Annotated in this window: 11 protein-coding genes and 2 tRNA genes; 2 read left to right on the top strand and 11 right to left on the bottom strand. The window is 67.4% G+C overall.

All coding sequences use genetic code 11. The annotated features are described in order from the left end of the window. Positions 1 to 84: 84 nt before the first annotated feature. Both AC3IPY_RS00065 and AC3IPY_RS00060 read left to right on the top strand, forming a co-directional pair. A complete protein-coding gene (locus AC3IPY_RS00065; RefSeq protein WP_489185965.1) occupies positions 85 to 606 on the top strand; it encodes a hypothetical protein in 522 nt (173 codons plus the stop codon). Between the two features lie 547 nt (positions 607 to 1,153). Next, complete coding sequence (locus AC3IPY_RS00060; RefSeq protein ID WP_489185964.1) at positions 1,154 to 1,405, top strand: hypothetical protein; 252 nt, start codon at positions 1,154 to 1,156, stop codon at positions 1,403 to 1,405. A gap of 199 nt (positions 1,406 to 1,604) precedes the next feature. Here the strand turns inward: AC3IPY_RS00060 and AC3IPY_RS00055 are convergent, their stop codons facing one another. The 11 genes from AC3IPY_RS00055 to dnaA all read right to left on the bottom strand — a co-directional run bounded on the left by AC3IPY_RS00055 (position 1,605) and on the right by dnaA (position 13,133). Next, a complete protein-coding gene (locus AC3IPY_RS00055; protein ID WP_489185963.1) occupies positions 1,605 to 2,048 on the bottom strand; it encodes an NUDIX hydrolase in 444 nt (147 codons plus the stop codon). 93 nt (positions 2,049 to 2,141) lie between these two features. After that, positions 2,142 to 2,534 (bottom strand): hypothetical protein, encoded by a 393-nt coding sequence (locus AC3IPY_RS00050; protein ID WP_489185962.1) that lies wholly within the window; start codon positions 2,532 to 2,534, stop codon positions 2,142 to 2,144. A gap of 277 nt (positions 2,535 to 2,811) precedes the next feature. Then, positions 2,812 to 2,884, bottom strand: a tRNA-Ala gene (locus AC3IPY_RS00045). A gap of 41 nt (positions 2,885 to 2,925) precedes the next feature. Next, positions 2,926 to 2,999, bottom strand: a tRNA-Ile gene (locus AC3IPY_RS00040). 65 nt (positions 3,000 to 3,064) lie between these two features. Further along, on the bottom strand, positions 3,065 to 3,469 hold the full coding sequence (locus tag AC3IPY_RS00035; RefSeq protein WP_489185961.1) for a DUF3566 domain-containing protein: 405 nt from the start codon (positions 3,467 to 3,469) through the stop codon (positions 3,065 to 3,067). Positions 3,470 to 3,475: 6 nt separating this feature from the next. After that, the gene (gene gyrA / locus AC3IPY_RS00030) at positions 3,476 to 6,064 is read right to left on the bottom strand and encodes a DNA gyrase subunit A (RefSeq protein ID WP_489188379.1); all 2,589 of its coding nucleotides are present in this window, start codon (positions 6,062 to 6,064) and stop codon (positions 3,476 to 3,478) included. A 1-nt stretch (position 6,065) separates the two neighbouring features. Next, positions 6,066 to 8,078: a DNA topoisomerase (ATP-hydrolyzing) subunit B gene (gene gyrB, locus AC3IPY_RS00025; protein ID WP_489185960.1), complete on the bottom strand. Its 2,013-nt coding sequence runs from the start codon at positions 8,076 to 8,078 to the stop codon at positions 6,066 to 6,068. A 123-nt stretch (positions 8,079 to 8,201) separates the two neighbouring features. Further along, positions 8,202 to 8,702, bottom strand: a complete 501-nt coding sequence (locus AC3IPY_RS00020; protein ID WP_489185959.1) for a DciA family protein — start codon at positions 8,700 to 8,702, stop codon at positions 8,202 to 8,204. After that, entirely contained in the window at positions 8,695 to 10,032 is a 1,338-nt protein-coding gene (gene recF / locus AC3IPY_RS00015; protein WP_489185958.1) for a DNA replication/repair protein RecF, read from the bottom strand. The genes AC3IPY_RS00020 and recF overlap by 8 nt, the downstream gene beginning before the upstream one ends. Positions 10,033 to 10,144: 112 nt before the next feature. Further along, positions 10,145 to 11,299, bottom strand: coding sequence for a DNA polymerase III subunit beta (gene dnaN, locus AC3IPY_RS00010; protein WP_489185957.1), 1,155 nt, complete (start codon positions 11,297 to 11,299; stop codon positions 10,145 to 10,147). A 454-nt stretch (positions 11,300 to 11,753) separates the two neighbouring features. Next, on the bottom strand, positions 11,754 to 13,133 hold the full coding sequence (gene dnaA, locus AC3IPY_RS00005; protein ID WP_489188378.1) for a chromosomal replication initiator protein DnaA: 1,380 nt from the start codon (positions 13,131 to 13,133) through the stop codon (positions 11,754 to 11,756). Between the last annotated feature and the right edge of the window lie 75 nt (positions 13,134 to 13,208).

The raw sequence follows: 13,208 nt of genomic DNA, 5'->3' as shown, positions 1-13,208 counted from the left end.
ATACGGGTTTGGGACTCCCACCCCGCTTCCAGCCTCATCAATGGCAAGATGGAGTGATTCGCTGCACATCGATGGAGGGTCGACATGAGCCTGTCACGCAAGCGCCAGAAAGAACTCAAGCGGCTGCGCAGTAGTGCCGAGGATCTCTGGGGGGATCAGCAGCAGGTACTCGACCGCGCGAACGCCGTTGCGCGTGAGGCGAGCCGCCAGCTCGGTGCGCTCACCCAAGAAGAGGTCATTCCGCGCGTTCGCTCGGGCTACCACGGGTACGTCCGCCCACGCCTGACCCAGGCGAAGGAGCTCGCCTCGGTCACGGGCGACTCGCTCGAACGCGCCGCCGGCAACGCACTGGGTTCGGTGCTCTCGATCGGCGACATCGCCAACGACGCACGCGTCCGCCGCGCCGTTCAGCGCGTCGCGCCCGCCGCGCTTCCGCCCGCCAAGAAGAGCGGCCCCGGTTTCGGCGGCACGCTCGCGATCATCGCGGGCATCACGGTCGCCGCCGGCATCGCGTATGCCGTCTGGCAGACGTTCCGCGCCGACGACGAGCTCTGGGTCGCCGACGACGAGCCCGCGCCCGGCACGGGTTCCTCCCCCGCGCTCTGACCTGATCGCTTGAACGCCCCGCCCATCGGCGGGGCGTTCGTCGTCCCCTGACTCAGGGTTGCCACTGATTTCTGGCCGATTTCCGATTCGCCCTTGCGCAACCTGTGAGCTTGCCGCTAGGTTCTTATCTCGGTGACAGTCACCAAGTAGCCACAAGAGGAGTTGAGTCCCATGAACAAGCACATCACTGCATTCCGTTCCGCCGGATTCCTCCTCGTTCGCACGGCCGGCTGACCGCTCCAGACGCCATCCGCCTTCGGCGCCGGCGTAACCCCGTCTGACGAGGACGGACCAGAGGTGCACGCCTCATCGTGTCGCAACGCGACCCGCTGACCGGCATCCGTCCGACGTCGTCCCACCGGTCCTCGTGACCGCGCCCCCGGTGCACTGCCGGCGCCTCGCCCTCGGCGATCTGCTCGCGTGCACCCGGCTCCCGCCGCACTCGAGCGCGCCCGAACGACGCGCCGCTGCGGCATCCGCCCATCGACCCGCACCCCGCGGCATCCGTCACGGGATCTCTCGACACCATCGAAACGAAGGAATGATCGTGAACACCACGACACTCACGGCCGCCCGCCCCACCCCGGGACGCACGACCCTGTACCAACCGCGATCCCTGGATCTCCAGGACCGCGTCGCACGACGCCTCGGCCTGGCACTGCTCGACTGGAGCCGCCGGCGTGAGGCGCTGCGCACCCCCGAAACCGTGCTGTTGCGCCGACAGACGGCCCAGGCGGCGAACGAGGCCCGCGGCGAACTGCAGCGTCAGCTCGCCACTCTCGGAAGCCCGCTCGTCTGATGCGCTCCGCAGCCGTCCACCGCGAATCCGTACGGGCCGCACGCGGGCATCACGCCCAACGCCGGTCCGTGCGGGTTCGCCTCATCGCCTCCACCTCGTCCTCCGTCGCTCGCGCGCGACGCGGAGCCCGCATCACCGAGTTCGTCATCGGTGCGGGGTCCGGGTCGCGCGCGAGCGACGGGAGCGCGGTCCTCGTCGCCTACGCGACCGGCGGCACGCCGTCGTCGGGCTCGGCGGCGTTCAATCGCAGACCGATGTCGAGCAGGCTCACGCGATGCAGCGAGCCCACCTCGTCGAGCCGGACCCAGCGGGCCTCGTCGCTCGAACCGCCGATCTCGTTGCGGAGCTCGCCGCCCGTCACGTGAGCGCGGTAGACGACGCGCATCGCGTACAGCGGCGCCGAACCCTTCAGCCGTTTCGCCGCGGGCACGACCATCGTGTCGATGCCGAGCAACCGGTCGACGGATGCCTCGTGCCCGGTCTCTTCGCGGATCTCGCGCACGACCGCCTGAGCGGGGTGCTCGTCGCCCTCGATGCCGCCGCCCGGCAGCGTCCAGCCGGAGCGCCCGTGCTCGTTCCAATGGGACAGCAGGATCTCTCCGTCACGGATGATGACCCCGTACGCGGCGATGCGAATGTCCATCCGCACACTGTAGCCGCTGAGAGGGCGAGGCCTGCTGGAATCCCGCCCTCGTACGATGAGCCACGCCGACCGGAGCCGGGTGTGCCACGCCGGTCAGGAATCGACGATGGTGAACAGTTGGTCCGATGGGTCCATGAGCACCTCGACGGTCTGGCCGACGTTCATGCGGCCCCAGCCGGATCTGGCGCGTGTCTCGAATGGTTCGAGGCCGTCGACCTGGATCCGCAGGACCACCGCGTATCCGTCCTCCAGCGGCTCCACCGAGAGCACCGTGGCAGTTCCGGCCACGCCCTTGGCGCGGAGTTGTCGCGTGTCCCGGGCCGAGGAGCGAACCCCGGCCATCAGGAGCAGTGCAACCAGAACGCCGACGATCGCACCGAACGCCCATTCACCCGCCGCGTCCGCGTTCCCGGTCGCAAGGTGGAAGACGACGATCGCCGGTGGCACGAGCGCAGCAGCGATGAGCGCCCACAGGAGGACGAGCACGCCAGGGCCGAGCTCATCGGAAGCCTGGTTCCCCCGGAGGATCGGATTCGTCCGTGTCATGACCGCATTCTAGCCGGTCGCATCGGTTCCGAGGATGACGCCTGAACTCGGTTCGACGCCGTCTTCGGTCACTTGTACGTCTCCGACCGAGGCGCACCGAGCCCATTCCGTACCACTACCGGGATTCAACGAAACGGCCAACCGGTAGGACCGCCGTGTCAAGACGAAAGCCCGGAATCTCGCGCTTGACGCACGATTCCGGGCCCTTGATGCTTTGTGGAGCCTAGGAGATTCGAACTCCTGACATCCTGCTTGCAAAGCAGGCGCTCTACCAACTGAGCTAAGGCCCCGGATCGGGTGCCTGCGGCACCCGGGGTGTGGAGTTGTGGAGTGGGGATACGAGGACTTGAACCTCGGACCTCTTCGTTATCAGCGAAGCGCTCTAACCGCCTGAGCTATATCCCCGAATTTCGGCCGAAGGAAAGACTACCTGAACCTCGGGCAGATTCCGAATCGAGCCGAACAGCGCGTCAGTTGTTGGTGAATCCGACGAGGATGCCGCCGGTGATCTTGACGCTGAGGTTGTAGAGCACGGCCAGGATCGCGCCGAGCGCGGTGGTGACCACGAGGTTCAGCAGTGCCGCGACGATGGCGAAGCCCATGACGTTGCCGAGCGAGAGCACGGCCGACAGGTCGGTGCCTGCGCCGGCCACGTCTTGCACGAGCGAGTTCAGGTTCTCGAAGATGCCGGTCGAGCTGAGCACCGTGTGCACGAGGAACGTGACGACGATGCCGACCACGGCGAGTGCCACGGCGATCAGGAACGACAGCTTCACGGCCGACCAGAAGTCGATGTAGACCAGGCGCAGGCGCACCTGCTTGGCCGCTGGGCGACGGTTCGACTTCTTGGCGAGCTTCTCGGCGACGCTACTCATAGACGGTTACTCCTCTTCCGTGACCTCGGCCGTGTCGGCGTCTGCGGCCTCCTCCACGAGATTCCGTTCGGAATTCTTCGCGATCGCGATGATGCGGTCATCGACGGCGAACTTCGCGAAGACGACGCCCATCGTGTCCCTGCCCTTGGCGGGAACCTCGGCGACGTCAGAGCGTACCACCTTGCCGCTGGCAAGAACCACGAGGACCTCGTCGCCGTCGGCGACGATGAGCGCCCCGGCGAGGTCGCCCCGATCTTCGGAGAGCTTGGCCACCTTGATGCCGAGACCGCCGCGGTTCTGCAGGCGGTACTGCGCGACATCCGTGCGCTTGGCGTAGCCGCCCTCGGTGACGACGAAGACGTACGGGCCGTCGCCGGCCGCGTCGTCGGAGTCGATGACGGCGTCGTCGAGCTCGACCGAGGCCGGGACGACGGATGCCTCGAGCAGCGAGTCTCCGGCGCGGAACGACATGCCCTTGACGCCCGAGGTCGAGCGGCCCATCGGTCGGATCGCATCGTCGGTCGCCTTGAAGCGGAGCGACATGCCCTTGCGGGAGACGAGGAGGATCTCGTCCTTCTCGTCGGCCAGCATCGCGGAGACGAGTTCGTCGCCCTCGCGCAGGTTGATCGCGATGACACCGCGCGAGCGGTTGGTGTCGTAGGCCGTCAGGTCGGTCTTCTTGACCAGACCGTCGCGCGTGGCCAGCACGAGGTACTGCGCCACCGCGTAGTCGCGGATGTCGAGGATCTCGGCGACCTGCTCGTCGGGCTGGAGTTCGAGCAGGTTGGCGAGGTGCTGGCCCTTGGCGTCGCGACCCCCCTCTTGCAGCTCGTACGTCTTCGCGCGGTACACGCGGCCCATGTTCGTGAAGAACAGCAGCCAGTGATGCGTGGTGGTGACGAAGAAGTGCTCGACCACGTCGTCGGCGCGCAGCTGAGCGCCCTTGACGCCCTTGCCGCCGCGGTGCTGCGATCGGTAGTTGTCGCTGCGCGTGCGCTTGACGTATCCGCCGCGCGTGACGGTGACGACCATCTCTTCTTCGGGGATGAGGTCTTCGACCGACATGTCGCCGTCGAAGCCCGGCATGATCTGGGTGCGGCGGTCGTCGCCGTACTTGTCGACGATCTCGGCGAGCTCTTCGGAGACGATCGCGCGCTGCCGCTCGGGCGACGCGATGATCGCCCGGTAGTCGGTGATCTCGAGCTCGAGCTCGGCCGCCTCGTCGATGATCTTCTGACGCTCGAGGGCCGCGAGGCGGCGCAGCTGCATCTCGAGGATCGCACGGGCCTGCAGCTCGTCGATGTCGAGGAGCTCCATGAGCCCGTCGCGGGCCTCCTCGACCGTGGGCGATCGACGGATGAGCGCGATGACCTCGTCGAGCGCGTCGAGCGCCTTGAGGTAGCCGCGGAGGATGTGCATGCGCTCTTCGGCCTTGCGCAGGCGGAACTGCGTGCGGCGCACGATCACGTCGATCTGGTGGTCGACCCAGTGCGCGATGAAGCCGTCGATCGAGAGCGTGCGGGGCACGCCGTCGACGATCGCGAGCATGTTCGCGCCGAAGTTCTCTTGGAGCTGCGTGTGCTTGTAGAGGTTGTTCAGCACGACCTTGGCGACCGCGTCGCGCTTGAGCACGAGCACGAGGCGCTGGCCGGTGCGACCGGAGGTCTCGTCGCGGATGTCGGCGATGCCGCCGATCTTGCCGTCCTTCACCATGTCGGCGATCTTGATCGCCAGGTTGTCGGGGTTCACCTGGTACGGCAGTTCGGTGACGACGAGACAGGTGCGGCCCTGCAGCTCTTCGACCGAGACGACCGCGCGCATCGTGATCGACCCGCGCCCGGTGCGGTACGCGTCGTTGATGCCCTTGACCCCGAGGATCTGGGCGCCGGTCGGGAAGTCCGGTCCCTTGATGCGCTGGATCAGCGCCTCCTGCAGTTCTTCGCGGGATGCCTCGGGGTTCTCGAGGTACCACTGGGCACCGGATGCCACTTCACGGAGGTTGTGCGGCGGGATGTTCGTCGCCATGCCGACCGCGATGCCGACGGAACCGTTGACGAGCAGGTTCGGGAACCGCGCGGGAAGGATCGACGGCTCGCGCGTGCGGCCGTCGTAATTGTCTTGGAAGTCGACGGTCTCCTCGTCGATGTCGCGCACCATCTCGAGCGCGAGCGGAGCCATCTTCGTCTCGGTGTATCGGGGGGCGGCTGCGCCGTCGTTGCCCGGCGAACCGAAGTTGCCCTGGCCGAGCGCGAGGGGGTAGCGAAGGCTCCAGGGCTGCACGAGGCGCACGAGTGCGTCGTAGATCGCCGTGTCGCCGTGGGGGTGGAACTGCCCCATGACGTCGCCGACGACACGGGCGCATTTGGAGAACGCCTTGTCGGGCCGGTAGCCGCCGTCGTACATCGCATAGATGACGCGGCGGTGCACGGGCTTGAGGCCGTCGCGCACCTCGGGAAGGGCCCGGCCCACGATGACGCTCATCGCGTAGTCGAGGTAGGACCGCTGCATCTCGAGCTGCAGGTCGACCTGGTCGATGCGCCCGTGGATGCCGTGGCCGCCGGTGGACTCGTCGCCGGCGCCGCCGGGCTCGATCACATCAGATGTCAAGGAAACGCACGTCCTTCGCGTTCTTCTGGATGAAGTTGCGGCGGCTCTCGACGTCTTCGCCCATGAGGGTCGAGAAGATCTCGTCGGCGGCGGCCGCGTCGTCCATGGTGACCTGCAGCAGGGTGCGGGTCTCGGGGTTCATCGTGGTCTCCCACAGCTCTTGGTGGTTCATCTCGCCGAGACCCTTGTAGCGCTGCACGCCGTTGTCCTTCGGGATGCGCCAGCCCCTGGCCTGACCCTCGACGAGCAGCGCATCGCGCTCCTTGTCGGAGTAGACGTACTCGTGGTCGGCGTTCGTCCACTTCAGGCGGTACAGCGGCGGCTGCGCGAGGTACACGTAGCCCAGCTCGATGAGCGGCCGCATGTAGCGGAAGAGCAGCGTGAGCAGCAGGGTCGTGATGTGCTGGCCGTCGACGTCGGCGTCGGCCATGAGCACGATCTTGTGGTACCTGGCCTTCTCGGTGTTGAAGTCCTCACCGATGCCGGCGCCGAACGCCGTGATCATGGCCTGCACCTCGGCGTTGGCGAGGGCGCGGTCGAGACGGGCCTTCTCGACGTTCAGGATCTTGCCGCGCAGCGGCAGGATGGCCTGCGTCTCGGGGTTGCGACCCTGCACGGCCGAACCGCCGGCCGAGTCGCCCTCGACGATGAAGATCTCGGAGATCGACGGGTCCTTCGAGGAGCAGTCCTTGAGCTTGCCCGGCATGCCGCCGGATTCGAGGAGTCCCTTGCGGCGCGTGGCCTCGCGAGCCTTGCGGGCGGCGAGACGGGCCGTGGCCGCCTGGATGGCCTTGCGGATGATCTCGCGGGCCTGCGTCGGGTTGCGCTCGAACCAGTCGCCGAGTTGGTCGGACGTGACCTTCTGCACGAACGACTTCGCCTCGGTGTTGCCGAGCTTGGTCTTGGTCTGGCCCTCGAACTGCGGTTCGCCGAGCTTGACCGAGATGACGGCGGTGAGGCCCTCGCGCACGTCGTCGCCGGAGAGGTTGTCGTCCTTCTCCTTGATGATGTTCTTCTCGCGTGCGTACTTGTTGACCAGCGTGGTCAGCGCCGCACGGAAGCCCTCTTCGTGCGTGCCGCCCTCGTGGGTGTTGATCGTGTTCGCGTAGGTGTGCACCGACTCGGAGTAGGCCGTGGTCCACTGCATCGCGACCTCGAGCGCGATCTTTCGCTCGGGATCTTCGGACTCGAACGAGATGATCTCGTCGTTGACGACATCGTTCTTCTTCGAGCGGTTGAGGTATTCGACGTAGTCGACGAGTCCTCGCTCGTAGAAGAACGTGTCGGTGCGCGGCGCCGCGGCATCGGCCTCGTGCTCGGCCGTGTCGTCGAGCTGGACCTCGTCGTGCCCGGCGCGCAGGTCGGTCAGCGTGATGCGCAGCCCCTTGTTCAGGAACGCGTACTGCTGGAAACGGGTGCGGAGCGTCTCGTAGTCGAACTCGACGGTCTCGAAGATGTCGGGGCTCGGCCAGAAGGTGATCGTGGTGCCGGTCTCGTCGCTGGCCTCGTCTTGCGACAGGGGGGCATCGGGCACGCCGACGCTGTAGGACTGGCGCCAGACGTGGCCCTCGCGCTTGACCTCGACGTCGAGGCGGGTCGAGAGCGCGTTCACGACCGACGAGCCGACGCCGTGCAGGCCGCCGGAGACCGCGTAGCCGCCGCCGCCGAACTTGCCGCCGGCGTGCAGCACCGTGAGCACGACCTCGACGGTCGACTTGCCCTCGGTCTTGTGGATGCCGACGGGGATGCCGCGACCGTTGTCGATGACGCGCACTGCGCCGTCGGCGAGGATCGTCACGTCGATGTCGTCGGCGTATCCGGCAAGCGCCTCGTCGACGGAGTTGTCGACGATCTCGTAGACGAGGTGGTGGAGTCCGCGCGGCCCCGTGGAGCCGATGTACATGCCCGGACGCTTGCGGACCGCTTCGAGGCCCTCGAGAACCTGGATCTCATCCGCGCCGTATTCGGGCGCGCCCTCGGGCTTCGTCGGTTCGGCTGTCATGTGTGAATCGGGCTCCTGACCGTCATTCTGGCGACTCTCGATCCTATCAAACCGAGGCGTGCGAACGATCGGGAAGCGCCGATCTCAGGCGATGTCGAAGGTCGGTTGACCGAATTTGCCGTCTCAGCCGTAGGTATCGCGCGGACCACGCCCTGGAATCGATCTGGGACCCCTTTTCCAGGTGGGGGCATCGGGCCCCTGGAAACGGATGGACTCGACCCCGGCGTCGGGGTACCGGTCGAGGATGCGCGTGACGAGATCGGCACGCAGCAGTCGGAGCTGCGTCGCCCACGCCGTGGACTCGCATCGCACCTGCAGCACGCCGTGCTCGATCGTGACCGGATCGGAGTGCGCGGCGATCTCGTCGCCGGCGATCGAAGGCCACGACGAGAGCAGTTCGTGCTGGGAGAGCGGGGCCGCCCAGCCGAGCTGGGTCGTGAGCCCGTCGATGGCCGCACCCAGCGGCTTCGGGTCCCGGCCGGGCGTGAACGGCTCGCCGCCCGGGCGCTCGCGGGCCCGTCGTCGCGCCCTGGCGGCGCTCGTGCCGCGCGGCTGCCCGCCGAACACCTCGCGGAAGTGCTGGTAGACCCGCAGGGACTCGGACTCGCTCGGCTGCTCAGGCATGGTCGACGCCCTGCGGCTCATCGGACGGCTCGTCGGCCGATTCGTCGGCCGATTCGTGGTCGACCCCTTCGACGACGGATGCCTCGTCGGCAGGCTCCTCGGCAGGCTCGTCGACCGACGCCTGGTCGTCGGCTTCGGTCGCGTCGAGCACCCGGCCGGCGTCGATGCGGATGACCCGGGCGATGAGCCGTTCGGGCACGTCTTCGAGCACCGCGGCCGTGACGAGCACCTGCTCGTAGTCGCCGATCGCGGCCGCGAGCCGTTCGCGACGCGCACGATCGAGCTCGGCGAAGACGTCGTCGAGCACGAGCACCGGATCGCCGGTCGAGGAGTCGCGTCGGAGCAGTTCGGCCGAGGCCAGCCGCAGCGAGAGCGCGAACGACCAGGACTCGCCGTGGCTCGCGTACCCCTTGGCGGGCAGGCCGTTGAGCATGAGCAGCACGTCGTCGCGATGGGGGCCGGCGAGCGTGACCCCTCGCTCGAGCTCCTTCGGCCGTAGCACGCGGAGGGCCTCGGCGAACCGCGTCGCCGTGGTCGGCCCGATCGGCGAACCGGGTGCAACCGCCCCTGCACCGACGGATGCCTCGGACGTGACGGATGCCTCGCCGCCGGGTTCTGCGTCGGGGTCGGCGCCGTCGATCGAGAGCATCGGCCGCAGGGTCGGAGCATGGTCGGCGTCGACGATCGAGGCGTATGCCGCGGCGAGCGGACCCGCGAGCTCGTCGACGAGCGCGACACGACGATCGATGAGCTCGGAGCCCAGTTGCACGAGCCGTTCGTCCCAGATGTCGAGCGTGGTCAGCTTCTCGGCCGCGAGTCCGCGCGCCCTGGCGCTCTTCAGCAGCGTGTTGCGCTGACGGAGCACCCGGTCGTAGTCGGACATGACGCCGGCCAGACGCGGTGTGCGCTGCACGAGGAGCTCGTCGAGCAGCCGGCGACGCACCGAGGGCTCGCCGCGCACGATCGCGAGGTCTTCTGGGGCGAAGAGCACGCTGTGCGCGTATCGCGGGAGTTCGCGCGTCTTCACCGGCGATCGATTGAGCTGGGCGCGATTGGCCCCCGTGCGATTCAGCTGCAGCTCGACGAGCAGCTCGCGCTCGGCGTGGGCGAGCAGTGCGCGCACGATCGCGGCGTCGGCCCCAGCCCTGACGAGTGCCTGATCGGAGGACACCCGGTGCGAGCCGAGCGTCGCGAGGTAGCCGATGGACTCGACGAGGTTGGTCTTGCCCTGGCCGTTGCGGCCGACGAACACGGTCGTGCCTGGCCCGAGCTCGAGCTCGGCACGGGCGTAGTTGCGGTAGTCGGTCAACGAGAGCCGAACAACGTGCACTCCGGCTCCCTTCGCGTCGAACGATGCAACGCTACCCGCGACCGCCGACAGCCGGTGCGAGAGCGAGACATCCGCTCGCCCTTCGACCGATCTGCCGCAGTCGGCGCCGGACTCAGCGCAGCAGCAGGTTGGGCTGCAGCAGGTAGCGGTAGGTGTCGGCGCCGGCCTGCTCGCGCGAGGTCTGGCTGGTGATCAGCACGGGGCCGGGCTTGTTGGGGTTCTCGGTCTTCGTGAACGAGATGCGCACGAACTCGGAGTTCACCGCGCCGAGTCCGTCGAGCAGGAACTGCGGCTTGAGCGACACGACGGTGTCGTCGCCGGTGAGGATCGCGTCGATCGTCTCTTGCGCCTGGGCCTGCTCGCTGCCGATCGCCTCGAGGGTGAGGCCGTCGGCCGAGAACGTGAACCGCAGCGCGGCCTCGCGCTCGAGCACGAGGGCGACGCGGCGCGTGGCCTCGATGAGCTCGGCGGTGTTCATGACCGCGTAGTTGTCGACGGTCTCGGGGAACAGGCGGCGCACCGGCGGGAAGTTGCCCTTGATGAGCAGGCTCGTGACGGTCTTCTTGTCGGCGCTGAAGGCGATGAGCTCGCGGTCGTCACGGCTCGTGATCGCGACCGAGATGGTGCCGGAGTGGCCGAAGGTCTTGCCGACCTCTTGGAGCGTGCGGGCGGGCACGAGTGCGGTGACGCTGTCGCCCGAGTCGGAGGCGACGGCTCCGCCGTCCCAGTCGATCTCGCGCACGGCGACGCGGTAGCGGTCGGTGGCGACCAGGCCGAGGTTGTTCTCGCGCACCTCGAGCTGCACGCCCGTGATGACGGGCGTCACGTCGTCGCGCGATGCGGCGACGGCGACCTGGGCGACCGCGGCGGCGAACTCCTCAGCCGGCACGACGCCCGACTGCTCGCCGATCTCGGGGATCGACGGGTACTCCTCGACCGGCATCGACAGCAGGGTGAAGCTGGCCGAGCCGCAGCTGACCGAGATACGCGACTCTTCGGTCGAGATGCGCACGGGCGCGTTCGGCAGGCGACCGGCGATCTCGGCGAGCAGGCGCCCGGAGACGAGGACGGTGCCCGGTTCTTCGACGTCGGCCTGGATCTCGGTCTGCGAGGAGACCTCGTAGTCGAAGGACGAGAGCACGAGCCCGTCGTCGTTCGCCTGGATCAGCACCCCGGAGAGGATCGGCAGCGTCGTGCGCTGGGGCAGGAGCTTCACGGCGAACGACACGGCTTCGCTGAAGACGTCGCGGTTGACCTGGAACTTCACGGTTCTCCCGTCGTGGAGGTGCTGAGGATGGCTCCCATGCTATCCGCAGGGTGGCGCCGGATGCGGTGCGGATCTGTCGGCTTCGACGCGACATCCGCTCGCCGACCCTCGATGTTGTCGGGCCCTGATGGATTAACAAGTTCTCTTAACGGTGTTAACCGTTGTGGAAACTGTGGATGGTGTTCGGAGATGCCCGGACTGGTGCCGATCGGAGGCCATCGCATCTGTGCACGGTGTGTGGATTCCGTCCGACCATGGTGCCGTGATATCTGCACGGTGTCTGCAGTTCTCCACAGGCAGGCCCGAGCGGTGCACAGTGTTCAGGCGGTTGCTCGTTAACAATCCACAAGCTGTCCACAGGTGTGGGTTTCGGTGCCGGATGCCGCGAATCGGCGATTTCCGGGCGCGTTCGACGGGTTCGGCGCGCGATCGAACGCGCCGGCGAGGCATCCGATCAGCGGTATCGGTTCGTCTGGCGGATGCGCGCGGTGAGCTCGGTGACCTGGTTGTAGATCGAGCGGCGCTCCTTCATGAGCTCCGAGATCTTCTTGTTCGCGTACATCACCGTGGTGTGGTCGCGGTTGCCGAAGAGCTGCCCGATCTTCGGCAGCGACAGGCTCGTGAGCTCGCGGCAGAGGTACATCGCGATCTGGCGGGCGGTCGCGACGGCCTGCGAACGGCTCGAGCCGTAGAGGTCGTCGACCGTGAGCTTGAAGTAGTCGGCCGTCACGGTGATGATGTCGACCGGCGCGACGACGTTGTCGGTGTCATCGGTGATGAGGTCCTTCAGCACGGTCTGCACGAGGGGCATGTCGACCGGCGCCCGGTTCAGGCTGGCGAACGCGGTGACGCGGATGAGCGTGCCCTCGAGTTCGCGGATGTTGCTCGAGACCTTCGTCGCCATGTACTCGAGGATCTCGTCGGGAACCTGGAGCCGCTCGGACTGCGCCTTCTTGCGGAGGATCGCGATGCGCGTCTCGAGGTCGGGCGCCTGCACGTCCGTGATGAGGCCCCACTCGAACCGGCTGCGCATGCGGTCCTCGAAGCCGGTGAGGTGCTTCGGCGGCACGTCGCTGGTGATCACGACCTGCTTGTTGTGGTCGTGCAGCGTGTTGAACGTGTGGAAGAAGGCCTCTTGGGTCTCGGCCTTGCCCTGCAGGAACTGGATGTCGTCGATGAGCAGGATGTCGATGTTGCGGTACCGCTGCTGGAACAGCGAGCCGCGGTTGTTCGCGATCGAGTTGATGAAGTCGTTCGTGAACTCTTCGGACGAGACGTACCGAACGCGGATGCCCGGATACATCGTCATGGCGTAGTGCCCGATGGCATGCAGGAGGTGCGTCTTGCCGAGGCCCGAGTCGCCGTAGATGAAGAGGGGGTTGTAGGCCTTCGCCGGCGCCTCTGCCACCGCGACCGCGGCGGCGTGCGAGAACCGGTTGGACTGGCCGATGACGAAGCTGTCGAAGCTGTACTTCGGATTGAGGCGGGTGTCACCGGGGCGATCGGGGCTCGTGTTCTCGAAGACCGACTGCGGCGACGCCGGCAGGTCGACCCGGTCGACCGCGCTCGGAAGGCCTTGGCCCAGCCCCTGTGCCTGGGCCGATCCCGTGAACGGGTCGGTGTCGGGCGGGCGGGTCTCCTCGAGCTCTGGATTCACGACGACGTAGAAGGAGGTGACCGGGGTGGGCGCCTCGATCGCGCTCATCGCCGAGAGCAGCGACACCCGCATGCGCTGGTTCAGCATGCTGCCCGTGAAGTCGTTCGGCACCTCGAGGTAGAAGGTGCCGGCCGCGATGCCCTTCGGTTCCACGAGGTTCAGGAACCCCTGCAGCATCGGGGTGATCGTCTCGTCATCGGAGAGTCGCTCGAGGACCGTGGCCCATGTGTCGGTGATGGGCTGTTCGGTCAT

This window comes from Agromyces sp. GL_144, from assembly GCF_057834305.1.
The sequence above is the reverse complement of the archived record's forward strand: the minus strand, read 5'-3'. Positions and strand labels throughout refer to the sequence as shown.